Origin of the sequence: Pseudomonas sp. S12(2018) (assembly GCF_024355235.1) — a bacterium.
Taxonomy (GTDB): Bacteria; Pseudomonadota; Gammaproteobacteria; order Pseudomonadales; family Pseudomonadaceae; genus Aquipseudomonas; species Aquipseudomonas palmensis.
On record NZ_QLAD01000002.1, the window covers coordinates 455,197 to 478,545 of the forward strand.

A 23,349-nucleotide genomic window follows, 5' to 3' on the forward strand; every position below is an offset into this window, starting at 1 on the left:
TTTCTGCTGCCCCGCCGGTATGGCTCGAAGGCGGCCAATGGCAGTTTCTGCTGGGTACCGACGAGCTGGGCCGCGACCTGCTCTCGCGGCTGATCCAGGGTTCGCGCCTGTCGCTGCTGATCGGCCTGTCATCGGTAATGATCTCGCTGATTCCGGGCGTGCTGCTGGGCCTGCTGGCCGGGTTTTTCCCGCGCCTGCTTGGCCCGTCCATCATGCGCCTGATGGACGTGATGCTGGCGCTGCCCTCGCTGCTGCTGGCGGTGGCCATCGTGGCGATCCTGGGCCCTGGCCTGATCAACACCGTGATCGCCATCGCCATCGTCTCGCTGCCGGCCTACGTGCGCCTGACCCGCGCCGCGGTGATGGGCGAGCTGAACCGCGACTACGTCACCGCCGCACGCCTGGCCGGGGCACGCTTGCCGCGCCTGATGTTCGTCACCGTGCTGCCCAACTGCATGGCGCCGCTGATCGTGCAGGCCACCCTGAGTTTCAGTTCGGCGATTCTCGATGCCGCCGCGCTGGGCTTCCTGGGCCTGGGCGTGCAACCGCCGACCCCGGAGTGGGGCACCATGCTGGCCTCGGCCCGCGACTACATCGAACGCGCCTGGTGGGTGGTCAGCCTGCCGGGCCTGACCATCCTGCTCAGCGTGCTGGCAATCAACCTGATGGGCGACGGGCTGCGCGATGCGCTGGACCCGAAACTCAAGAATGCCGCCTGAGGAGAAGCCCATGTCACTTCTACACATCAAGAACCTGAGCGTGCGCTTCGGCGACGCCTCGGCGGTACCGGTGGTCGACGGCCTCGACCTGAACGTGGAAAAGGGCGAGGTGCTGGCGATTGTCGGCGAGTCCGGCTCGGGCAAGTCGGTGACCATGATGGCGCTGATGGGCCTGATCGACGCCCCCGGGCGCATCACCGCCGACGCCTTGACCTTCAACGGCAGCGACATGCTCACCCTGAGCGGCCGGCAGCGGCGCAAGGTGGTCGGCAAGGACATGGCGATGGTCTTCCAGGACCCCATGACCGCACTCAACCCCAGCTACACCGTGGGTTTCCAGATCGAGGAGGTGCTGCGCCAGCACCTGGGGCTGCGCGGCAAGGCGGCGCGCCAGCGTGCGCTGGAGCTGCTGAAGAAGGTCGAGATCCCGGCCCCGGAAAGCCGCCTGGATGCCTACCCCCACCAACTCTCCGGCGGCATGAGCCAGCGCGTGGCAATCGCCATGGCGATTGCCGGCGAACCCAAGCTGCTGATCGCCGACGAGCCCACCACGGCGCTGGACGTGACCATTCAGGCGCAGATCATGGAGCTGCTGCTCAACCTGCAGAAAGAGCAGGACATGGCGCTGATCCTGATTACCCACGACCTTGCCGTGGTGGCCGAAACCGCCCGCCGCGTGTGCGTGATGTATGCCGGCCAGGCAGTGGAAGTCGGCCAGGTGCCCGAGCTGTTCGAGGTGCCTGCGCACCCCTACAGCGAAGCCCTGCTGGCAGCGATCCCCGAGCACAGCGAAGGCGCCGAGCGCCTGGCGACCCTGCCCGGCATCGTGCCCGGACGCTACGACCGGCCCCACGGCTGCCTGCTGTCGCCGCGCTGCCCCTACGTGCAGGACCACTGCCGCCAGCAACGTCCGAGCCTGGACCCCAAGGCCCACAGCCTGGCCCGCTGCTTCTACCCGCTCAACCAGGAGGTGGCGTGATGAGCGTCGTACTGACCGCCCGTGACCTCACCCGTCATTACGAAGTGTCCCTGGGCCTGTTCAAGGGCCATGCCCTGGTACGCGCCCTCAATGGGGTGTCGTTCGAACTGGAGGCCGGCAAGACCCTGGCCGTGGTCGGCGAATCCGGCTGCGGCAAGTCGACCCTGGCCCGCGCCCTGACCCTGATCGAGGAACCGTCGTCGGGCTCGTTGCAGATCGCCGGGCAGGAGGTGGCCGGTGCCAGCAAGCAGCAGCGCCGGCAACTGCGCCGCGATGTGCAGATGGTGTTCCAGAGCCCCTATGCCTCGCTCAACCCGCGCCAGAAGGTCGGTGACCAACTGGCCGAGCCGCTGCTGATCAACACCCGGCTGTCCAGGGCCGAACGCCGCGAAAAGGTGCAGGCGATGATGCAGCAGGTGGGCCTGCGGCCCGAGCACTACCAGCGCTACCCGCACATGTTCTCCGGTGGCCAGCGCCAGCGCATCGCACTGGCGCGGGCCATGATGCTGCAACCCAAGGTGCTGGTGGCGGACGAGCCGACCTCGGCGCTGGACGTGTCGATCCAGGCGCAGGTGCTGAACCTGTTCATGGATTTGCAGAAGGAGTTCAACACCGCCTACGTGTTCATCTCGCACAACCTGGCGGTGGTGCGGCATGTGGCCGACCAGGTACTGGTGATGTACCTGGGGCGCCCGGCGGAAATGGGGCCCAAGGAGGATATCTATGCCAGGCCTTTGCACCCTTACACCCAGGCCCTGCTGTCGGCGACCCCGACCATTCACCCCGACCCGCTCAAGCCAAAGATCAGGATCGTGGGCGAGTTGCCCAACCCGCTGAACCCACCGCCGGGGTGCGCGTTCCACAAGCGTTGCCCGTATGCCACCGAGCGCTGTGCCAGTGAAGAGCCGGCGTTCCGGCCGGTGGGTACACGGCAGGTGGCGTGCCACTATGCGGAGCAGTTTCTCTAGAACCGCTGCGCCAGCAATCGCGGGTCAAGCCCGCTCCCACACGGATCACTGCTGTCCTTGTGGGAGCGGGCTTGACCCGCGATAGGGCCCTGCAGGTATTCTGCTTTCCTACCTCCAATGAGCCAGCCCCATGGCCGCACACCCGATCCCCGACGGCCCCGAACACACCGCCGAAACCGCCGCCACCGTGCTGCGCTACCACCTGTGCTGGAAACACCGCGACCTCGACGGCGTGATGGCGCTCTATCACCCCGACATCCAGTACAACGACTTCTTCCAGAACCGCGTACTGCACCTGGCCGAGCTGCGCGAATACGTGGCCGCCAGCATGCCGCGCCAGGACGGCGAGGACATCGTGCACAGCGACCGCATCCGCACCGACGGCTGCACCGCCTTCATCCAGTACCAGGTAACGCTGCGCGGCGGCGACGGCATCACCGCGTTTCGTGCCAGCGAGGCCATCACCGTGCGCGACGGCCTGATCTGGCAGGTCAACGAATACGCCTCGCTGGTGCGCGAGCCTTCACGCCACACCGGCCACCCCAGCCTGCGCCCGGCCACCAGCCGCCTGGGCCTGTCACCGCGCCAGCTGAGCTTCATGGCCCAGGACCTGCAGCACTACTTCACCCGTCGCCAGCCCTATCTGGACCCGCAACTGGACCTGCAACAGGTCGCCCGCGAGTGCGGCTACAGCCGCAACCAGATCTCCTACCTGCTCAACCAGGTGCTGGGCCAGAGCTTCTACCGCTACGTCAACCAGGCCCGCCTGCAGCATCTGCTGGCTGAACTGGAGCGCGCAGGCCCGGCGCCCAAGGTCGATGACCTGGCCTTCGCCGCCGGCTTCAATTCACTGTCGGCGTTCTACAAGTGCTTTCGCCAGCACACCGGCCTGTCGCCCAAGGCCTACGTGCAACAGATTTCTCTGCGGACACGCACGCAAGACAATCCGCCCGCCCAGCCCTAGCATCGGCCCACACCGTTACGGATGTGGAGCCGAACACAATGCAGGCATGGCGCAGTATCAGCCTTTGGATGGACCAGCTTGACGAGCCGCTGATCGCGCGCCCGGCGTTGCGCCAGGACCTGGACGTGGATGTATGCATCATCGGCGCCGGCTACACGGGCCTGTGGAGCGCCTACTACCTCAAGCGCCAGGCACCGCACCTGAACATCGCCATCGTCGAGGCCAACATCGCAGGCTTCGGCGCCTCGGGGCGTAACGGCGGCTGGCTGATGGGCAACCTGCTGGGCGAAGACCGCCTGCTGGCCGATTGCTCCCCCGAACAGCGCCGCGACGCCTATGACCTGCTGCACGGCATCCCCGACGAAGTGGAAACGGTACTCGAGCGCGAAGGCATCCACTGCGACTACCGCAAGGGCGGCGCCCTTTATTGCGCGGCGCGCTACCCCGAGCAGGAAGCGAGCCTGCGCAGTTACCTGCAAAAGCTCTACCGGCAGGGCCTGAACGAGGCCGAGTATCGCTGGCTGAGCCCGGTCGAGCTGGCCGCGCAGCTGCGCATCGCCAAGCCCTATGGGGCGATCTACACGCCGAACGTGGCCACCGTGCACCCGGCCAAACTGGTGCGCGGCCTGGCCCGGGCCGTCGAGCGTCTGGGGGTGAAGCTCTACGAGAACAGCCCGGTCATCGACTGGCACAAGGGGCAGGTACGCACCGCCCAGGCACAGGTGCGCTGCCAGTGGGTGGTGCCGGCGGTGGAAGGCTATGCCGTCGGGCTGCCGCCGCTGGGGCGCTATCAGTTGCCGGTACAGAGCCTGCTGGTGGCCACCGAGCCGCTGCCTGAGCAGGTGTGGGAGCAGATCGGCCTGAACGCCGGTCAGGCCTTCAGCGAAAACAGCCGCCAGGTCACCTACGGCCAGCGCAGTGCCGACAACCGCCTGGTGTTCGGCGCCCGCGGCGGCTATCGCTTCGCCGGGCGCCTGCGCGAAGACTTCACCCTCAGCGACAGCGAAATCGGCCTGCGCCGCTACCTGTTCGGCGAGCTGTTTCCGCAGCTCAAGAACGTCGACATCACCCACGCCTGGGGCGGCAACCTGGGCATGGCGCGGCGCTTTCGCCCGCACATGCTGTGCGATGCCGAGCAGGGAATCGCCCTGGCCGGTGGCTATGGCGGCGAAGGCGTGGGCGCCAGCAACCTGGGCGGGCGCACCGTGGCGGCGCTGATCCTGGGCCAACGCAACGCACTCACCGCCCAGCCCTGGGTACACCCCGCGGCGCGCCTGAACAGCCTGGCGCGCTGGGAGCCCGAGCCGTGCCGCTGGCTCGGCTACAACGCGATCATCAAGAGCTTCGTCCACGAAGACCAGACCCTCGCCAACCCGGCCAGCGCCCCCTGGCGCCGGCGCCTGGCCAGCGGTGTGGCGGACTTCATGGAAAGCCTGATGCACTGACTTCCCCCTGCACAGGACCACCGGCATGCGCATTACCCAGTTCAAGCACACCCATAGCGTCGCTCTCGAACAGTCAAACCCGGTGGCCGTGCCCCTGGGCGAGCCGGTGGCGGTCACCTCGGTGACCTGCGTGGAGCGCAACGACGGCGTCGAAACCGGCATCTGGGAATGTACCCCGGGTCGCTGGCGGCGCCAGATCGAGCAGCAGGAGTTCTGCCACTTCATCAAGGGCCGCTGCACCTTCACCCCCGACGGCGGCGAGCCGCTGACCATAGAAGCCGGCGACGCACTGATGTTGCCGGCCAACAGCACCGGTATCTGGGATATCCACGAGACCGTGCGCAAGACCTACGTATTGATTTTCTGATCCTTTGATCGCCTGCCTCCTTCGACAAAAACAGACCAAGCAAGGAATCCGGACATGCGCCCATTGCTCTTCGCCCCGCTGTTGCTGGCCGCCTCCATCGCCCAGGCGGCCGACTCGGTAAAAATCTACAACTGGTCCAGCTACATCGCCCCCGACACCCTGAAGAACTTCCAGGCCGCCAGCGGCATCGTGCCCACCTATGACGTGTTCGACAGCAACGAAACCCTCGACGGCAAGCTGATGACCGGCAATTCGGGCTACGACGTGGTGTTCCCCTCCAACCACTTCATGGCCCGGCAGATCCAGGGCAAGGCGCTCAAGGCGCTGGACAAGCGCCAGTTGCCCAACTGGAAGAACCTCAACCCGGTGCTGCTCAAGGCGCTGGAAGTCAACGACCCGGGCAACCGCTACGGCTTCCCCTACCTGTGGGGCAGCACCGGCATCGGCTACAACATCGACAAGGTCAAGGCGGCGCTGGGCGAGAATGCCCCGGTGGACTCCTGGGACCTGATCTTCAAGCCCGAGAACATCAGCAAGCTCAAGAGCTGCGGTGTAGCGATCCTCGACAACGGCCCCGAACTGCTGCCGATCGCGCTCAACTACCTGGGCCTGCCGCACCACAGCCAGGACCCGGCCGACTACGAGAAGGCCAAGGCCCTGCTGATGAAGGTGCGCCCGTACATCAGCTACTTCCACTCCTCCAAGTACACCGGCGACCTGGCCAACGGCGATATCTGCGTGGTGGTGGGCTTCTCCGGCGACGTGCTGCAGGCCAGAAACCGTGCAGAAGAGGCCAGAAACGGGGTGAAGGTGGGCTATGAGATTCCCAGGGAAGGCGCGCCGATGTGGTTCGACATGGTCGCCATGCCCGCCGATGCCCCGGACGAAAAGGCCGGCTATGCCTACATGAACTACCTGTTGCAGCCCGAGGTGATGGCCGACATCAGCAACCATGTGCAGTACGCCAACGGCAACCAGGCAGCCGACCGCCTGGTGGACCCGGCGCTCAAGGCCAACAGCATGATCTACCCGACCGATGCCATGCTCGGCAAGCTGTTCGCCCTGCAGGCCATGCCGGCCAAGATCGACCGCCTGCGCACCCGCATCTGGACCAGCATCAAGGCCGGCAACTGAGCCACCCTGCAATAGATACCACCCTCGGCCTGTGTGCCCCGGCAGCCTGAAGCCCTTGCCGGGGCAACAGCGCAGCCCGCCCGTTGCCCGGCGCCCACCCACTGCCGAGCACACACCATGCCCTTGAAGACCCTGCCGTACTTTCACCGCATTGCGCTGCGCCAGCGCTTTGCCGATCACCTGGCACAGACCCGAGACAGCCTCGATGAAGAGGAGCATCGCTGGCTGCAAGGCTGGCTGCAGGCGCCAGGGCCCGACGCGCCGCGAATCGACCGCCTGAGCGCGATCACCGCCAGCGCCCACGCCAGCGAACTGACCGCCAGCCTGCTGCTGAGCCGCAGCACGCACCCCCGTGTTTTTTTCTACCACCCGTTGCTGGGGCTGCTGCGCTTCGAAGACCGTACCCAGCTCAAGCACCACCTCGTTGAACTGCTGAGCAGCGGCCACCCGCACGTACTGCTGCACTACATCGCCCCCAGGGATCGCCTGCTGGCAGGCCAGGGCGGCATCGTGGATGTTCAGGTCGAACGGCTGGAGAACGAGGTGTTCGAGTACCTGATGCTGGTCATCGCCGCTCGCCAGGGCCAGGCGCTGGGCGAGCTGCAGCAGCAGGTACTGGGCCAGCCGCCAGCCGACTCGTTGTGGGAGCAGGCCCTGGCCACCACCACCGCTACCGCTGCAGCGGCGCCGCAGCGCCTGGCGGCAGCACGCGACTGCCAACGGCAACTGCACCGGTACTGGCATACCGCCAAGGCCGGCAGCGAAACGCCGGCCCGGCAACTGGCCCGCCTGATGGGCGCGCGCGTGCGCGAGGCGATCACGCGCCAGGCCTGGGCCGGCGCCCTTGCCGAAACCGACCATGCAGCGCTGCTGCAATGGCTGGACACCGAGGCCCTCTCGTCCCTGCAGGCGTTCAGCCTCAACGTCACTACCGCGCAAGGCCACAGCCAACTGCTGGAGGGCGTGCTCACGCTCGGCACCCGTGCCGGCCCGGTGTTCACCTGGTGTGCTGCACGCGGGCTGGAGCGCCATGCCAGCAAGCGGGCGTTGTTATCGTCGCTGACCGACCCCCGGTTGCGCGACAGCTGGCGCCCGGTGGTCAGCCCATCGCGGCAGAGCCAACTGGACGCCTTGCGCATCAGCGCCCTGCACCTGCAACCGCTGGCCGCCCCTGCACTGGACAGCTGGGTTGGCCAGGTGCTGAGCGCCCAGCAACAGGACATCGAAACACAACTGCGCCCCGACAGCGGCCACGACGGTTATCAGGCATGCCGCCAGGCACTGGATCTCGACAGTCGACTGGCCGGCGAACTCGCACGCCTGGGCACCTCGCCCCACGCCCACGACAGCCCGGCCACCCTGGCCCGGCTGCAAGCGTCGGCACAGGCAGCCGGCGCTGGCCTGGAGGAACTGAACCGGCTGGTGAGCGCACTGGCCGGCCACGCGCAGGCACTGTTCGAAGAGGTACCAGGCCTGGAGACGGTGACTGCGGCAGGGCTCGACCAGGCCCTTGCCGCAGTGCTGGACAAGGGCCCGCCAGTGCCCCAGGTACGCCTGGGCCAGCCCGGCGCCGGGCGCACCTGGCTGAGCCTGGCCGAACTGGTGTGGCAGCGTCTCGGCGGTATCGGTACCTCGCTGGATGAACGCTGGCTGGTCAGCGGCCCGGTGGTGGCCGAACAGCCTGTGGCCTTGCCTGCGCTCGACCTGGCGCTGGCCCGACAGGCTGTCGCACAGGTCGCCGATGCCACCGCCAGCCAACTGGCGAGCGCCCTGACGCAGTATCAAGCGCAGCGACGCACGTACCTCAAGCACCTGTGGCAACTGGCCCTGACCCTCGAATACCGCCTGCTCGACCACGACAGCCTGCTGCCAGCCCCGGCACGCGCGCTGATTCACGCCGCCCTGTTTCCGGCGCCCTCGCCGGCAGCGCCGGCCTGGGCCTGGCAACTGGCCCTGGACCAGGCACCCAGCAGCGAGGTCCTGCTGCTGACCCGCCAGCCGCTCGAGGCACAGCCCGATCTGTGGCTGCTGTGGACCCTCGACCAGGGCTTTGCCGCATTCACCTCGCGCCTGGCGCTGGAGCAGGCCGTCGCAGCGCGCTACCCCGCCGCGCAACGCTTTCAATGGCTGGCGCTGGCAGGCGCACCTGCGCACCACCTGCAGAGCTGGCAGGCCGAACACGACGTGGCCGCAACGGTGCGCGCCTTCGACCGGCTCACCCGGCGCGGCCTGCCTGCCGCGCACCTGCCCGACCTGCTGCGCAGCACGCTCGACACGCCTGGCACACTGCGCTACCTGCAGCGTCTGCAGCGCCTGGCCAGTGCCCGGCGCCTGCGTGCCCAACTGCCTGACTGGCTGGCGCAGGCCGTCCCCAGCGAACAGTACGGCTACCTGCAGGTTCTGGGGCGCAACCTGCTGCAAAGCCCGTCATCACAGGACTACCTGTTCGACATCCCGGCGGTGACCGACTATGCCCGCCAACGGGTCCAGGCCCGCCTGGACCAGGACTTCGCGGCCGGCCGCTACCCTGCCGACCAGCTGTTGATCACCACCACGCGCTGGGTCACCGCGTTGCCGCCCACCGGCGAGGTCCCCACAGGCGAAGCGGCCGCCAGCATCCAGCATCGCCAGACCCTGGTCGACTACGCGCTCAACCATTACCGCGACTGGGACCACGCCATCACCGCAATCACGCTCGAGGGCGACATGACCGTGCCTGCGCGCATCGATGCCGCCTACCTGCGGGCGCTGGTGCGCGAACTGGACCTGGGTCAAGGCTATCGCCAGCTGCTGGCCGAGCAACTGGACCGCAACCATGCGAGCTACCCCAGGCGCCTGCGGCTGTTCTGCCGGCAATTGCCGGGGCAACTGCTGGAGGCGGCGTGGCGCGCCCGGCTCCAGGGGCAACTGGGCGCAGCCGACGTCGAGTGCATCCGCGCCGTCGTCGAGCAGCCCGACGCCACCGCCCGTGACCAGCTGCCAGCCCCCGCCGCACAACTGGTGCCCCTGGAACTGATCGCCGACAGCGGCCTGCCCCCCGATACCGTGCCCGGGGTGTACCTGTTCATGTACGCCAGCCCCGCGCCCGGCCCCGTGGTGATGTACACGCCGTACCAGGCCGGCGGTCTGTTCCAGGCCTTCAGCAGTTCGGCCGACCTGCTGCAGCAGCTTCGCAGCGTGCCGGCCCTGCAGGCCCGGATACTGGCCTGCATGCCCGACACGATGCGCCCGCGCTACGACCACGGTGGGTTCACCGAGGCCCACCTGCCCTACAGCGCCGAATTCGATTTCGAGCTGCCGCTGTATGCCCAGCAGCCGGTGACCCTGGCCTGGCGCCCGGTGCATGGCAACGCCCTGCAGTACCTGTTCGAGACCAATGCAGCGTTGCTGCAGGGCATGGCCCATACGCAACTGGTGAGTACCGCCGAAGCCCGCTGGGCCACCCTGAAAGAGGTACTCGGGCTGCTCTGGAGCCAACTGACCCTGTTCATCCCCGGCCGCATCGGCCTGCTGCTGGCCGCGTGGCAGGGCGAACTGTCGCTGCTGCAATTGGCCGAGCGCCCCTCGGGCGACTGGGCGCAGGCCTTGTCGGAACTGACCTGCACCCTGGTGCAGGGCCTGCTGGCCGGGCATGGCGTGCGCGAACAGGGCCCTGGCGCGCTGCCGGCCGACGAAGGCGAATTCTGGCGGCGCCTGGGGCAGGCGTCGCACCAGCGGCTGTCCGCCTACGAAGTGCCGCAGCAGTCCCTCGATGGCCTGGCCAGCCGCGAGCAGATCTATACCGACGTCGATGGCCAGACGCAGTTCGCCTGCCTGGAGGGCAAGGTGTACGGCGTTCGCCAGCTGGACCAGCGCTGGCACCTGAGTGCGCCGGGCATCGACGAACCAGGGCCACGCCTGCGCAGCGAAGGCAACGGCCGCTGGCAGATCGACCCGCAGCAGGCCATACCCGTGCTAAGTGGTGGCATCATCGGCAGGCTGGGCGGGTGGGCCTCGCGTCAGGTGATGGCCGGCAACGATATCGTCATCCGGGCCGTGGGCATGCGCCAGATCCAGCGACTCATGCCGGCCCGCGCGCGCATGCTGCGCCAGGCTCACCGCACGGCGCTCGACTACCTGGGCATCTGCCTGGACAACCTGCAGCAGGCCAGCCCGGTGCAACGCATGCCGGCACAGACCCGCACGATCCTCAGCGATTTCTTCGGCGTCGAACCCGACGAAGCCCTGCTGCAGCGCGTACGCGAACCGGTGGAAAAACTCTTCGAACTGATGACCTCGCAGGACTATTCGGTCGCCACGTCCAGGCGCTACATCCTGGCCAGCAATATCGGCAACTACACCGGCATCGCCTTCACCTCGCCCCATGACCCGCTCCGGCAACTGTTTCTGCTGGACGCCTATTTCGACGTCAGCTACCTGGGCAGGCTCCAGCTCAGGCCCGAGCTATCCTGGCAGGAAGCCGATGCCATTGCGCGTGCCAACTGCCTGCTGCACGAGTTCTCCCATATCGCCTATGACACACGCGACATGCGCTACCTGGATGCCTCGCTGGCGTTTGCCGACCTGCTCATGCCCGGCGAGCAGCAGGATTGGCTCAGGCGCCAGCACGACGAGGCGTTCTCTCACCGTTCACCGGCCCGGCGCCTGTTCGTGGTGCGCTCACGCGACGGTACCCGACGCGACATCACCCGTGACGACAACAAGGGCCTGAGCCTGATCCTCAAGATCGCCGACACCCATGACCTGGCGGTCGCGCGCCAGCGCTTTCTGGACGATGCGGTGGTGCGCTCGCGAATCATGCTCAAGAACGCCGACTCGCTGACCCTGCTGGTCTACCGCCTGGGCCAGGCAAGCCATCGCCCACCGGCGGCGGGGGGCTGAAACGAAAACGCCCGCGCAGCCAGGGGGCTGCGCGGGCGTGGGGGCGTGCGAAAACTCAGTGGTGTTCGCGGGTGGCGCGGAATTTCACGTCCGGCCAGCGTTCTTCCATCAGCGCCAGGTTGACCCGGGTCGGCGCCAGGTAGGTCAGGTGACCGCCACCGTCGATGGCCAGGTTTTCCACGGCCTTGTTGCTGAATTCCTCGAGTTTCTTCTTGTCGTCGCAGCTGATCCAGCGCGCCGACCACACGGTGATCGGCTCGTAGCCGCACTCGACCTTGTACTCTTCCTTCAGGCGGCTGGCGACCACGTCGAACTGCAGCACACCCACGGCGCCGAGGATGATGTCGTTGCTGCGCTCGGGGAAGAACACCTGGGTGGCGCCCTCTTCGGCCAGTTGCTGCAGGCCCTGGCGCAGCTGCTTGGACTTGAGCGGGTCCTTCAGGCGCACGCGGCGGAACAGCTCAGGGGCGAAGTGCGGGATACCGGTGAAGCCCAGGCTCTCGCCCTCGGTGAAGGTGTCGCCGATCTGGATGGTGCCGTGGTTGTGCAGGCCGATGATGTCGCCGGCGAACGCCTCTTCGAGCTGCTCGCGCTCGGACGAGAAGAACGTCAGTGCGTCGCCGATGCGCAGGTCCTTGCCGGTGCGCACGTGGCGCATCTTCATGCCCTTCTCGTACTTGCCCGAGCAGATGCGCATGAACGCGATGCGGTCGCGGTGCTTGGGGTCCATGTTCGCCTGGATCTTGAACACGAAGCCGCTGAACTTCTCTTCGGTCGGCTCCACGGTGCGCTCATGGGCCACACGTGGCAGCGGACGTGGCGCCCAGTCGACCACCGCGTCGAGCACATGGTCCACACCGAAGTTGCCCAGCGCGGTACCGAAGAACACCGGGGTCAGCTGGCCGTTGATGAACTCGTCCTGGTCGAACTCATGGCAGGCGCCCTGCACCAGTTCCAGTTGCTCGATGAAGCGCTCGTACTCGTCACCCAGGTGGGCGCGGGCTTCGTCCGAGTCGAGCTTCTCGATGATCTTCACCTCGGTACGCTCGTGGCCGTGGCCCGGGGTGTACACGATGATGTAGTCACCGGCCAGGTGGTACACGCCCTTGAAGTCGCGGTAGCAGCCGATCGGCCAGGTGATCGGCGCGGCCTTGATCTTGAGAACCGCCTCGATCTCGTCGAGCAGCTCGATCGGGTCGCGGATATCGCGGTCGAGTTTGTTGATGAAGCTGACGATGGGCGTGTCACGCAGACGGCACACGTCCATCAGGGCGATGGTGCGTGGCTCTACGCCCTTGCCGCCGTCGAGCACCATCAGCGCCGAGTCCACTGCGGTCAGGGTGCGGTAGGTGTCTTCGGAGAAGTCTTCGTGGCCGGGGGTATCGAGCAGGTTGACCATATGGTCGCGATACGGGAACTGCATCACCGAGGTGGTGATGGAGATGCCACGCTGCTTTTCCATTTCCATCCAGTCGGAGGTGGCATGGCGGTCGGACTTTCGCGATTTCACCGTACCGGCGACGGCAATCGCCTTGCCCATCAGCAGCAGCTTCTCGGTGATGGTGGTCTTACCCGCATCGGGGTGGGAAATAATGGCGAAGGTGCGGCGTTTCGCGACTTCGGCGGCCTGGTTGGTCATGGGAAATCGCCTGACTGGAGATTCAAAAAAGGGCGGCGATTATAGCCCAAACTCACCCCCTAACTGAACCACTGGGTCGATCTGCGCTGGCCAAATGCCGCTTCGGATGGGAACCTTTGCGACTGCGGAGACGTCCACTGCCCTGTTACGAGATGTTACGTATACGGTTTTCAACCGTTCGTCAGGGTGGGTTTCATCGGCAACATGCGCCTGACGAGGCTGCGCTCATGGCGTGTTCCGCTCTACCGGAGCGACCCGCTGCTTATCGCGATCACACTGCCTGCTGCCTGGACCGGCAGCCGCCACGGGAGTGTGCCCGCCGACAAAAAAAAGGAGTCCGCCTGTGGCTAAACGCTATGGCAAGGGGCTGATGGGATGGGCCGCCGCGCTCGTCATCCTGGCCCTGCTGATCCACTGGATCGGCATCGATACAATCGCGCACTACCGCGCCGATCTGTGGTTCTACCTGCAAGCGCACCTGATGCTGGTGGCGTGCTCGATGGTGGCGGCGCTGGCCGTGGGTATCCCCGCCGGCATTGCCTTGAGTCGACCGCACCGGGTCGACCGCGCCGAACGCTTCATGCAGATCTTCAACATTGGCAACACCGTTCCCCCCCTGGCCGTTCTGGCCATCGCCCTGAGCTTTCTGGGCATCGGCGCAGGCCCGGCAATCTTCGCGCTGTTCCTCGCCTCCCTGCTGCCCATCGTGCGCAACACCTACGAAGGCCTGAAAAACGTCCCCGCCTCGCTCAAGGAAGCCGCCACCGGCATCGGCATGACCCCGCGCCAGACGCTGTGGCGGGTCGAGCTGCCCAACGCGGTACCGATCATCGTCGGCGGCGTTCGAGTGGCACTGGCAATCAACGTGGGTACCGCGCCGCTGTCGTTCCTGATCGGCGCCAACAGCCTGGGCAGCCTGATATTCCCCGGCATCGCCCTTAACAACCAGCCGCAACTGTTGCTGGGCGCCGCCACCACGGCCTTGCTCGCCCTGCTGCTCGATGCGCTGGTCAGCCAATGCAGTCGCCGCTGGCTCGAACGCGGCCTGGCCAACTAAGCGAAGGAACCCCCATGAAAAGAATCGCCTTGTTGCTGGGCGCGGCCCTGCTGTTCGCAGGATTCGCCCAGGCCGCCGACAAACCCCTGATCCGCCTCGGCGCGCGAGTGTTCACCGAACAGACCGTGCTGGCCGAAATCACCGCGCAGTACCTGCGCAGCCACGGCTTCGACGTGCGCATCACCGGCGGCCTGGGCAGCACCCTGGCGCGCAGCGCGCAGGAAAGCGGCCAACTGGACATGGTGTGGGAATACACCGGCGTGTCGCTGGTGTCCTACAACCATATCGACGAACGCATGGACAGCGCCGAGGCCACCTACGCCCGGGTCAAGCAGCTGGACGCGAAGAAGGGCCTGGTGTGGCTGGCACCCTCGAAGTTCAGCAACACCTATGCCCTGGCGCTGCCGCGCAACATCGCCGAGCAGTACCCGCAGGTCAACAGCATCAGCCAGCTCAATCAGGTGCTGCGCGACGAGCCCGACCGCAGCCATGTACTGGCGCTGGACACCGAGTTCGCCAACCGCCCCGACGGCCTGGTGGGCCTGACCCAGACCTACGACCTGCAGTTCACCCGCCGCGACATCCGCCAGATGGATGCCGGGCTGGTGTACACCGCGCTGCGCAACGGCCAGGTGTTCAGCGGGCTGGTGTACACCACCGACGGGCGCCTGAGCGCCTTCGACCTCAAGCTGCTGGACGACGACCTGCATTACTTCCCCGACTACACCGCCGCCCCGGTGGTGCGCCAGGCCGTACTCGACGCCCATCCGCAACTGGCCGGGCTGCTCAAGCCGCTGGCCGAGCAACTGGATGACGAGACCATGCGCCAGCTCAATGCCAAGGTGGACGTCGAGCACCAGAGCCCGAGCAAAGTCGCCGCCGCCTACCTGCGCCAGCATCCACCTGCCGAGGAGCAACCATGAGTCTGCTTGATACCTTCGCCCACCTGGACTGGGCCCAGGTGCTGCAACTGACCTGGGAGCACATCACCCTGGTCGGCATCGCGGTCACCCTGGCCATTCTGATCGGCGTGCCCCTGGGCATTCTGATGACCCGCTTTCCGGTGCTTGCCGGGCCTCTGCAGGCCAGCGCCACGGTGCTGCTGACCGTGCCGTCGATCGCCCTGTTCGGCCTGCTGCTGCCGTTCTATTCCAAGTTCGGCCAGGGCCTGGGCCCGCTGCCGGCGATCACCGCGGTGTTTCTGTATTCACTGCTGCCGATTCTGCGCAACACCTACCTGGCGCTGACCAACGTCGAGCCCGGCATACGCGAAGCCGCCCGCGGCATCGGCATGACCTTCGGCCAGCGCCTGCGCATGGTCGAGCTGCCGATTGCGGTACCGGTGATTCTGGCCGGTGTACGCACCGCCGTGGTGATGAACATCGGCGTGATGACCATTGCCGCGACCATCGGTGCCGGTGGCCTTGGCGTACTTATCCTGACCTCCATCAGCCGCAGCGACATGTCGATGCTGCTGGTCGGCGCCGTGCTGGTGAGCCTGCTGGCCATCTTCGCCGACCTGCTGCTGCAAGCCCTGCAACGCTCGCTGACTCCAAAAGGACTGCTCAAATGATCGAACTTCAGAACCTGTGCAAGACCTTCCACAGCAACGGCAAGGACGTAAAGGCCGTCGACTCGGTAAGCCTGACGGTCAACGAAGGCGAGATCTGCGTGTTCCTCGGCCCGTCCGGGTGCGGCAAGAGCACCACCCTCAAGATGATCAACCGCCTGATCGCGCCCACCTCGGGCAAGGTGCTGATCAATGGCGAAGACACCACCGACCTGGACGCGGTGACGCTGCGTCGCACCATCGGCTATGTGATCCAGCAGATCGGCCTGTTCCCCAACATGACCATCGAGGAGAACATCACCGTGGTGCCGCGCCTGCTCGGTTGGGACAAGCACAAGTGCCACGAGCGGGCCCGCGAGCTGATGAGCATGATCAAGCTCGAGCCCAAGCAGTACCTGCACCGCTACCCGCGTGAACTGTCCGGTGGCCAGCAGCAGCGTATCGGCGTGATCCGCGCGCTGGCGGCGGATGCGCCGCTGCTGCTGATGGACGAGCCGTTCGGTGCGGTCGACCCGATCAACCGCGAGATGATCCAGAACGAGTTCTTCGAGATGCAGCGTGCATTGAACAAGACCGTGATCATGGTCAGCCACGACATCGACGAGGCGATCAAGCTGGGCGACAAGATCGCCATCTTCCGCGCTGGCAAGCTGATCCAGATCGACCACCCCGACACCTTGCTGGCGCACCCGGCAGATGACTTCGTGAGCAACTTCGTGGGCCAGGACAGCACCCTCAAGCGCCTGCTGCTGGTGCGTGCCGAGGATGCGGCAGACAACGCGCCATCGGTGAGCCCCGAGACGTCGGTGGCCGATGCGCTGGAGCTGATGGACGAACATGACCGTCGCTACGTGGTGGTCACCGATGGCCAGAACAAGGCGATGGGCTATGTGCGCCGGCGCGACCTGCACCGTCAGCAGGGCACCTGCGCGGACTTCCTGCGCACGTTCAACGCCACCGCCGCGCATGACGAGCACCTGCGCATCCTGCTGTCGCGCATGTACGAGTTCAACCGTTCGTGGTTGCCGGTGCTGGACGCCGAGAACGTGTTCCTGGGCGAGGTCACCCAGGAATCGATTGCCGCGTACCTGAGCTCGGGGCGTTCGCGGGGCATGAAGACCAGCATCGTGTCGCCGGCCGAAACGGTGGCCTGAATAGCTCCACCGCGATCTACTGCCGAACAGACAAGGCTGACAACGCCGGTCCGGCAGGTCATGGCCTGTGCGATCGGCGTAGCGAAGGCGTTGTCAGAACCCTACACTGGCCTGCACATAGAACGTGCGCGGCTCGCCCAGGTAGATCCCCGAATTGTTGTCGCTGGAACGGGTGAAGAACTGCTTGTCGAAGATGTTCTTCACCCCCGCCGCCAGCTTCAGGTTCGACAGCTGCGCACCAAAGTCATACCCGCCCCGCGCACTCCAGGTCACATACCCCGGAATGTCGCCATACTGCCCATCAGCCGTCGGTTCGGTGATGTAGTCGCCGGTGAAGGCACCTTTGCTGGTCATGCCGGTACCCGGAGCACGCTGTTTGGATTGCGCATAGGCGTCCACATTCCAGGTCCAGCGGTCCACCTGGTAACGCAGCCCGGCATTGGCGATCTGGCGTGAGTAGAACGGCAGGTCGCGCCCTTCGAAGCCCGGGATCGCCCCTTCATAGGTGGCGCGGGTGTAGGTGAAGCCGGCGTTCGCACTCAAGCCCTGCAGACGCGGGTCCAGCCCTGCCAGGTCGTAGTGCATCGAGGCCTCGATGCCCTGGTGCTTGGTCGCGCCCAGGTTGGTCCAGCCCACGTCGTTGCTGATGTACTGCAGCTCGTCATCGAAGTCGATGTAGAACGCGGTCAGCTCGCCGCCCCAGTTGCCGTTGTCATAGCGCGTGCCGATCTCGTAGGTCTTGGCCTTCTCGGCCTGCAGGCCGTTGGCGGTCTGGTCGCCCTGCCCGCCCTGGCCCAGCTGGAAGTACTGCAGGCTGCCGAACGAGGTCTCGTAGTTGGCGAACAGCTTCCACGCATCGGACAGGTGATACATCACGCTCAATGCCGGCAGCGGTTCGTTGCTGGTCACGCTGCGGCTCTTGGCAACCACCGGCTTGTTGCCCAGGCCCATGACCGGGCGATCGTTCCAGTCGGTGTTGATGTGCTCGAAACGCACGCCCGGGGTGATGGTCCAGTTGCCCACGTCGATCTTGTTGTCGATGTAGTAGGCGCTGGCCTCGGTGCCGCCGGTACGGTCCTGGTACACGTGGCCGTCGGATTCAGGGGTTACGGTGGGCACGTTGTCGATCAGCGCCAGGCGCGTGGCCTGCTCGTGCATGGCTTCCTTGAGGTAGCGATAACCGACGCTGACCTCCTGGGTGGCCGGGCCGGTGACGAACACCCGCGACAGGCGCGGCTCGACGGCAAAGGTGTGGTAGCTGCGCGGGTACGACGACAGCGTCTGCTGGTCGCGCGCGGCAATGCTGCTGCCACGGAAGCTGTCGGTGTAGTAGGTCTGCACCTCGAACTGGGTCACGTCGTCGATCTGGCGCAGGTACTTAAGCGAGACATCCTTGCGCCGACCGGTGAAGTTGTCGTGGTCGCGGTCGGACTGGTAGGGGTTCTTGTCGAACTGGGCCTGGGTCAGGCCGCCGGGCATGTCGGCCTTGCCATCGTAGTAATGGAAGTTCAGCGACAGCTCGTCACGGTCGGTCAGCGCCCAGTGGGTCTTGAACAGCACGTCGTCGATGTCGTTGCTGTTGTTGCTGCTGCGGTAGCCATTGCCCTTGACCCCGGAGTACAGCAACGCCGCACCCAGGCCATTGTCGGCGGTGCCGCCAAGGAAGGCCGACTCGATGTGCTTCCAGCCGCCATGACGCGAGGTCTGGATCGTGGTGCCCAGCTCGCCGGTGGCCTTCTCGGGGATGGCTCGGGTGACGAAGTTGATCACCCCGCCGACGTTCTGCGGCCCATAGCGCACCGAGCCTGCGCCGCGCACCACGTCGATGCTGTCCAGGTTGCCCGAGGAAATCGGCGCCATCGACAACTGCGGCTGGCCATACGGGGCGAATGCGGCGGGAATGCCGTCGATCAGCACCGTGGAACGCGGCGACAGGCGCGAGGTGAGCCCGCGCACGCCGACGTTCAGCGCGATGTCGCTGCCGCCGGTGCCGTTGGAGTCCTGCACCTGCACACCCGGCACCCCGCGCAGCACGTCGCGCACGCTCAGCGCGCCCTGCTCGACCATGGCTTCACGGCGTACCACGGTGCGCGCACCGGGGTGGTTCTGCACCACGCTTTCCTGGGCGTCGCCCAGCCAGTCGCCGACCATGCTGATGTCGGTAGGCGCCAGCTCCAGGGTGCCGGGCGCCGTGCTCACTGGCTGCGCCGCGTGCAGCACCACGGTGCCCTGGGAAATCTCGTAGGTCAGCCCGCTGCCCTGCAGCAGGGCCTGCAGCGCCTGTTCGGGGGCCAGGTTGCCGGACACCGCCGGGGCCTGTTTGCCGGCCACCAGGTCGGGGCTGAAGAACAGTTGCAGCGATGTCTGCCGGCCCAGCTGGCCCAGTGCCGCGGCCAGCGGCTGGGCCTGGATCTGGATGCTGGTGGGTGCCGAATCGGCGTAGCTGTTGGCGATGCCGCCGCTGACGGCCAATGCCAGTGCCAGCGGCAGCCAGCGTTTGGAAACCTTGTTGTTGTTCACGTCGTCGAGAAGTCCTGAGGGTCAGAAAATCGGCCACCGCCTGCGAATGAAAATGCTTGGCAGTTGCAGTTGGGCAGGAAGACGAACAACGGGAAAAAAACCTGAATCTATTTTGCGATTATTTCTTGCGAGCCATCGGCATGGGCCTTGATGGCCACCGGCAGGATGCTGGGCAAGGCGCGCAGCAGGGCGTCGGTGTCATCGGTGCTGAAGCTGCTGCTGAGGCGCAGCGCCGCCGTTTTGCCGGGAGCCACGCGCAGCGGGTGTTCGCGGTAGCGCGAGACCTCGCGCACCACCTCGCCCAGCGGCACATCGTTGAACACCAGTTTGCCGCCGCGCCAGGCGGTCAACGCGGCGGCGTCCACCGTATAGGGCGCTGCCACCGCGCCATGGGCATCGATGTGCGAACCGAGGCCGGCGCTCAGCAGCGCCTGCCCCTGGCCGTCGCCCTGCACGCGCACCGAACCCTGCTCGACCGCCACGCGGGTCTGCTCGCTGTCGCGGCGCACATCGAAGCGCGTACCGGTGACCGTGACCTTGCCATGGCCGGTGCTGACCACGAAGGGGCGGGCCGTATCATGGGCAACGCTGAACATCACCTCGCCCTGCTCCAGGCGAATGTCCCGCTGCCCGGCACTGAAACTCACCTGCACCCGCGTGCGGCCGTTGAGCTCCAGGCGCGAGCCATCGGGCAGGTCGAGCTGGCGACGCTCGCCCAGGCCGGTCTGCATCTGGCCCTGGTAATTGAGCTGGTGCTGCTGCCAGCCGAACCAGCCAAGCCCTGCCGCGACCGCCACCACACTGGCTGCCAGGGCCTGGCGCAACAGGCGTCGACGCGGCAGCTGGCGTACCGGGTCGGGCGCACACAAGGCCTGCAGGCGCTCGCGCGGCAGCAGGTCGGCCGCGCCCCACAGGCGCCCGAGCAGGTCGTATTCATATTTGTGCTGGGGGTGCTGCGCCAGCCAGGCATGCAGTTGCGCCTGCTGCTGGGGCGTCAGGGGCGCATCGCGGCCACGGGCGAACCATTCGGCGGCCTGGTCGCGCACGGCGTCATCGCCGCAGGGGCATGTGCCCTGATTCATGAAAACATTTGCCTGACTCATCTCGTTGACACATCCAGGTGCTCACGCAGATGCCGGAGCGTGCGGATCATATACTTTTCGACCATGTTCTTGGTCAAGCCCATGCGCTCGGCGATCTCGGCCTGGGTCAGGCCTTCGAGCTTCTGCCAGATGAACACCTTGCGGCAGTTGAGCGGCAGCTCGGCCAGGGCGCGTTCCACGCTGTCGGCCAGCTCCAGTGCATGCACATAGGCCTCGGGGTCATCGCCCGGGGTGGGCGACAGGTCCAGCCCTTCCTGCTCCAGGGCCTGGCGCCGGTCTTCGCGCCGGTAGCCGTCCACGGCAATGTTGCGTGCCGTCTGGTGCAGATAGGCGCGCGGCTTCTCGACTGGCAGGGCGGGGTTTTCCAGCACCCGCACAAAGGCATCGTGCGCGAGGTCCTCGGCCTGCTGACGACTGCGCAACTTGCGGGTCCAGGTGCCGATCAGCTCATGGTAGTGGTCGAGGAAGCCTTTGTGTCGAGACACGGTGCGGGGGTCGTCGCTAGGCGGGAGGGAGGTTGCGAATAGTAATGTTTCTTATTAAACCCGGCAATCACCGCCGAGCGATTGCCCTGCAACAGCGCCCATGCGAGCGGCTAAAAATATGCACACACGCCCCGCTGCGAACGGTGCCCGTGCCCTGCCCGTTCAAGCTGTTTGCGTGCGCTTGCCCAACCTTTTGGGGCCATCGTCGCCGAAGTTGACGCCATCGTTGTTTTAGCTGAGTTGGCCTGCAAAAGCTGCGAACGTGCGGGTATTTTTAACGCTTCGCAAAACTTCGGGAACATCTGCCTGTCATCCGGGTCGGTTAAAACGAGGGGTGTCTGCAACGTGCGTCAGCGTAGCGAAAAAACGCGAGATTTTTTGTTGATCTTGAATCCTTCAGGTCCTAAAGTTCGCGCCGAGCGTCCATGCTGGAAACGATCCATCCGGCTCAAGTACTGACGACGAGACAGCAAGGTCACCCGCTGCGCAGCTTCTGCGACCCGGTTGACCTTTTTGCTTTCGGCGACATGCCTTGGGAAGTAGGCGAACCAAAGTGGGGATACGGAGGGCGCTCAGTTGCAGCCACTTATTCATTCAGTTTGCCCATGGAGTCCCCCAGCATGTCGATCCAGGTCGAAGACTACTTCGCACGCGATACCTTCAACAAAATGAAGGCGTTCGCCGACAAGCAAGAAACCCCGTTCGTGCTCATCGACACGGCCATGATCAGCCAGGCCTATGACGACCTGCGCGCCGGTTTCGAATTCGCCAAGGTGTACTACGCGGTCAAGGCCAACCCTGCGGTCGAAATCATCGACCTGCTCAAGGACAAGGGCTCGAACTTCGACATCGCCTCGATCTACGAGCTGGACAAGGTGATGGCCCGCGGCATCGGCCCGGAGCGCATCAGCTACGGCAACACCATCAAGAAATCCAAGGACATCCGCTACTTCTACGAGAAGGGCGTGCGCCTGTACGCCACCGACTCCGAAGCCGACCTGCGCAATATCGCCAAGGCCGCACCGGGCTCGAAAGTGTATGTACGCATCCTCACCGAAGGCTCCACCACCGCCGACTGGCCGCTGTCGCGCAAGTTCGGCTGCCAGACCGACATGGCCATGGACCTGCTGATCCTGGCCCGCGACCTGGGCCTGGTGCCTTACGGCATCTCCTTCCACGTGGGTTCGCAGCAGCGCGACATCAGCGTGTGGGATGCGGCCATCGCCAAGGTCAAGGTGATCTTCGAGCGCCTGAAGGAAGAAGACGGCATCGTGCTCAAGCTGATCAACATGGGTGGCGGCTTTCCGGCCAACTACATCACCCGTACCAACAGCCTGGAAACCTACGCCGAAGAGATCATTCGCTTTCTCAAGGAAGACTTCGGCGACGACCTGCCGGAAATCATCCTGGAGCCTGGCCGCTCGCTGATCGCCAACGCCGGCATCCTGGTCAGCGAAGTGGTGCTGGTGGCGCGCAAGTCGCGTACCGCCGTGGAGCGCTGGGTTTACACCGACGTGGGCAAGTTCTCCGGCCTGATCGAAACCATGGACGAGTCGATCAAGTTCCCGATCTGGACCGAGAAGAAAGGCGAGATGGAAGAGGTGGTGATCGCCGGCCCGACCTGCGACAGCGCCGACATCATGTACGAACACTACAAGTACGGCCTGCCGCTGAACCTGGCCATCGGTGACCGCCTGTACTGGCTGTCGACCGGTGCCTACACCACCAGCTACAGCGCGGTGGAGTTCAACGGCTTCCCGCCGCTGAAGGCGTACTACCTGTAACCACGGGTCAGCTGCACACGAAAGGCGACGGTTGCTACCGTCGCCTTTTTTCATGGGCCCGCGCGGTCAGCTCAGCACACGCAGTACATGTGCCTCGAACTCGAGGTTCTCCCCGCTGATCACATTCAGGTAATCCATGCCGTCGGAGTGACGGTAGTTGCCGATGCTGCACTCGTAGGTGTCATAGAGCTTCAGTCGCAGCACGTCATGGTCGCCCCACTCCCCCAAGGGCTTGACCAGCCAGGGCTCGCTGGTACCCCCCGGGAACAGGCCCACATAGTGATTGAAGTTCTTGCCCACCGCCGCGCCCCGATAGAACCCGGTATCCGAAGAGCTGGAGATGTTGTAGGTAATGCGCCGGTCGGTGTGGGAGACGTAGTCGAAACGAAAATTGACCGGCTTGATGAGCCGGGTGTCGGTCATCACCTGCAACCAGCCATCGTTGTCGATGCCGCCTTCGACCAGGCTGATACCGATACGGCCCTTGTGGCCCGGCGTCACCGAGTAGAGGCTGGCGATGAATGAGAAATTCCAGGTGTCACTCATGGCGACCCCCTGCGCAGGCAAGGCCCGGGTGACT

18 protein-coding genes are annotated in these 23,349 nt (G+C 65.7%); 13 read left to right on the forward strand and 5 right to left on the reverse strand.

Annotated elements, in window-relative coordinates:
- The 8 genes from DN388_RS06000 to DN388_RS06035 form a co-directional block, all read left to right on the forward strand.
- Positions 1-719 (forward strand): ABC transporter permease subunit (locus tag DN388_RS06000; RefSeq protein ID WP_254997636.1); only part of this gene is annotated, 719 nt, incomplete at its 5' end.
- A 10-nt stretch (positions 720-729) separates the two neighbouring features.
- Positions 730-1,698 (forward strand): ABC transporter ATP-binding protein, encoded by a 969-nt coding sequence (locus DN388_RS06005; protein ID WP_054916393.1) that lies wholly within the window; start codon positions 730-732, stop codon positions 1,696-1,698.
- Positions 1,698-2,666 carry a peptide ABC transporter ATP-binding protein gene (locus tag DN388_RS06010; protein ID WP_043862495.1) on the forward strand — a complete coding sequence of 323 codons (969 nt, stop codon included), beginning with the start codon at positions 1,698-1,700 and terminating at the stop codon, positions 2,664-2,666. Before DN388_RS06005 ends, DN388_RS06010 begins: the two co-directional genes overlap by 1 nt.
- 130 nt (positions 2,667-2,796) lie before the next feature.
- Positions 2,797-3,630 carry a nuclear transport factor 2 family protein gene (locus DN388_RS06015; protein ID WP_043862496.1) on the forward strand — a complete coding sequence of 278 codons (834 nt, stop codon included), beginning with the start codon at positions 2,797-2,799 and terminating at the stop codon, positions 3,628-3,630.
- Between the two features lie 38 nt (positions 3,631-3,668).
- Positions 3,669-5,075 (forward strand): FAD-binding oxidoreductase, encoded by a 1,407-nt coding sequence (locus DN388_RS06020; RefSeq protein ID WP_054916395.1) that lies wholly within the window; start codon positions 3,669-3,671, stop codon positions 5,073-5,075.
- A 25-nt stretch (positions 5,076-5,100) separates the two neighbouring features.
- The gene (locus DN388_RS06025; RefSeq protein WP_043862498.1) at positions 5,101-5,442 is read left to right on the forward strand and encodes a cupin domain-containing protein; all 342 of its coding nucleotides are present in this window, start codon (positions 5,101-5,103) and stop codon (positions 5,440-5,442) included.
- A 54-nt stretch (positions 5,443-5,496) separates the two neighbouring features.
- Complete coding sequence (locus DN388_RS06030; protein ID WP_054916396.1) at positions 5,497-6,576, forward strand: polyamine ABC transporter substrate-binding protein; 1,080 nt, start codon at positions 5,497-5,499, stop codon at positions 6,574-6,576.
- Between the two features lie 117 nt (positions 6,577-6,693).
- Positions 6,694-11,457 (forward strand): DUF6543 domain-containing protein, encoded by a 4,764-nt coding sequence (locus DN388_RS06035; RefSeq protein WP_254997645.1) that lies wholly within the window; start codon positions 6,694-6,696, stop codon positions 11,455-11,457.
- Positions 11,458-11,512: 55 nt separating this feature from the next.
- Here DN388_RS06035 and DN388_RS06040 read toward each other — a convergent pair whose 3' ends face one another.
- On the reverse strand, positions 11,513-13,096 hold the full coding sequence (locus tag DN388_RS06040; protein ID WP_043862501.1) for a peptide chain release factor 3: 1,584 nt from the start codon (positions 13,094-13,096) through the stop codon (positions 11,513-11,515).
- Between the two features lie 343 nt (positions 13,097-13,439).
- Here DN388_RS06040 and DN388_RS06045 point away from each other — a divergent pair, with 343 nt between their 5' ends.
- Genes DN388_RS06045 through DN388_RS06060 form a run of 4 tightly spaced genes read left to right on the forward strand, consistent with a single transcriptional unit; the run spans position 13,440 to position 16,877 of the window.
- Positions 13,440-14,153: an ABC transporter permease gene (locus DN388_RS06045; RefSeq protein WP_054916398.1), complete on the forward strand. Its 714-nt coding sequence runs from the start codon at positions 13,440-13,442 to the stop codon at positions 14,151-14,153.
- A gap of 14 nt (positions 14,154-14,167) precedes the next feature.
- The gene (locus DN388_RS06050) at positions 14,168-15,076 is read left to right on the forward strand and encodes a glycine betaine ABC transporter substrate-binding protein (protein WP_088515319.1); all 909 of its coding nucleotides are present in this window, start codon (positions 14,168-14,170) and stop codon (positions 15,074-15,076) included.
- The gene (locus DN388_RS06055; RefSeq protein WP_043862504.1) at positions 15,073-15,726 is read left to right on the forward strand and encodes an ABC transporter permease; all 654 of its coding nucleotides are present in this window, start codon (positions 15,073-15,075) and stop codon (positions 15,724-15,726) included. Before DN388_RS06050 ends, DN388_RS06055 begins: the two co-directional genes overlap by 4 nt.
- The gene (locus DN388_RS06060; RefSeq protein WP_043862505.1) at positions 15,723-16,877 is read left to right on the forward strand and encodes a betaine/proline/choline family ABC transporter ATP-binding protein; all 1,155 of its coding nucleotides are present in this window, start codon (positions 15,723-15,725) and stop codon (positions 16,875-16,877) included. The genes DN388_RS06055 and DN388_RS06060 overlap by 4 nt, the downstream gene beginning before the upstream one ends.
- A 93-nt stretch (positions 16,878-16,970) precedes the next feature.
- On the opposite strand, the gene DN388_RS06065 is transcribed toward DN388_RS06060, so the two are convergent.
- From DN388_RS06065 to DN388_RS06075, 3 genes are all read right to left on the reverse strand, one after another.
- Positions 16,971-19,397, reverse strand: a complete 2,427-nt coding sequence (locus DN388_RS06065) for a TonB-dependent receptor (protein ID WP_043862506.1) — start codon at positions 19,395-19,397, stop codon at positions 16,971-16,973.
- 107 nt (positions 19,398-19,504) lie between these two features.
- Complete coding sequence (locus DN388_RS06070; protein ID WP_054916402.1) at positions 19,505-20,479, reverse strand: FecR family protein; 975 nt, start codon at positions 20,477-20,479, stop codon at positions 19,505-19,507.
- 17 nt (positions 20,480-20,496) lie between these two features.
- Entirely contained in the window at positions 20,497-20,985 is a 489-nt protein-coding gene (locus tag DN388_RS06075) for a sigma-70 family RNA polymerase sigma factor (RefSeq protein ID WP_254997670.1), read from the reverse strand.
- Positions 20,986-21,605: 620 nt separating this feature from the next.
- Between DN388_RS06075 and DN388_RS06080 the strand changes: the two genes are divergently transcribed.
- Positions 21,606-22,769, forward strand: a complete 1,164-nt coding sequence (locus DN388_RS06080; RefSeq protein ID WP_254997673.1) for a type III PLP-dependent enzyme — start codon at positions 21,606-21,608, stop codon at positions 22,767-22,769.
- 66 nt (positions 22,770-22,835) lie between these two features.
- Here the strand turns inward: DN388_RS06080 and DN388_RS06085 are convergent, their stop codons facing one another.
- The gene (locus DN388_RS06085; protein WP_043862510.1) at positions 22,836-23,315 is read right to left on the reverse strand and encodes a hypothetical protein; all 480 of its coding nucleotides are present in this window, start codon (positions 23,313-23,315) and stop codon (positions 22,836-22,838) included.
- Between the last annotated feature and the right edge of the window lie 34 nt (positions 23,316-23,349).

Coding starts and splice junctions, on each gene's coding strand:
- DN388_RS06005 (WP_054916393.1), top strand. CDS start 730: ATGTCACTTCTACACATCAAGAACCTGAGCGTGCGCTTCGGCGACGCC.
- DN388_RS06010 (WP_043862495.1), top strand. CDS start 1,698: ATGAGCGTCGTACTGACCGCCCGTGACCTCACCCGTCATTACGAAGTG.
- DN388_RS06015 (WP_043862496.1), top strand. CDS start 2,797: ATGGCCGCACACCCGATCCCCGACGGCCCCGAACACACCGCCGAAACC.
- DN388_RS06020 (WP_054916395.1), top strand. CDS start 3,669: ATGCAGGCATGGCGCAGTATCAGCCTTTGGATGGACCAGCTTGACGAG.
- DN388_RS06025 (WP_043862498.1), top strand. CDS start 5,101: ATGCGCATTACCCAGTTCAAGCACACCCATAGCGTCGCTCTCGAACAG.
- DN388_RS06030 (WP_054916396.1), top strand. CDS start 5,497: ATGCGCCCATTGCTCTTCGCCCCGCTGTTGCTGGCCGCCTCCATCGCC.
- DN388_RS06035 (WP_254997645.1), top strand. CDS start 6,694: ATGCCCTTGAAGACCCTGCCGTACTTTCACCGCATTGCGCTGCGCCAG.
- DN388_RS06040 (WP_043862501.1), bottom strand. CDS start 13,096: ATGACCAACCAGGCCGCCGAAGTCGCGAAACGCCGCACCTTCGCCATT.
- DN388_RS06050 (WP_088515319.1), top strand. CDS start 14,168: ATGAAAAGAATCGCCTTGTTGCTGGGCGCGGCCCTGCTGTTCGCAGGA.
- DN388_RS06055 (WP_043862504.1), top strand. CDS start 15,073: ATGAGTCTGCTTGATACCTTCGCCCACCTGGACTGGGCCCAGGTGCTG.
- DN388_RS06060 (WP_043862505.1), top strand. CDS start 15,723: ATGATCGAACTTCAGAACCTGTGCAAGACCTTCCACAGCAACGGCAAG.
- DN388_RS06070 (WP_054916402.1), bottom strand. CDS start 20,479: ATGAATCAGGGCACATGCCCCTGCGGCGATGACGCCGTGCGCGACCAG.
- DN388_RS06080 (WP_254997673.1), top strand. CDS start 21,606: ATGTCGATCCAGGTCGAAGACTACTTCGCACGCGATACCTTCAACAAA.
- DN388_RS06085 (WP_043862510.1), bottom strand. CDS start 23,315: ATGAGTGACACCTGGAATTTCTCATTCATCGCCAGCCTCTACTCGGTG.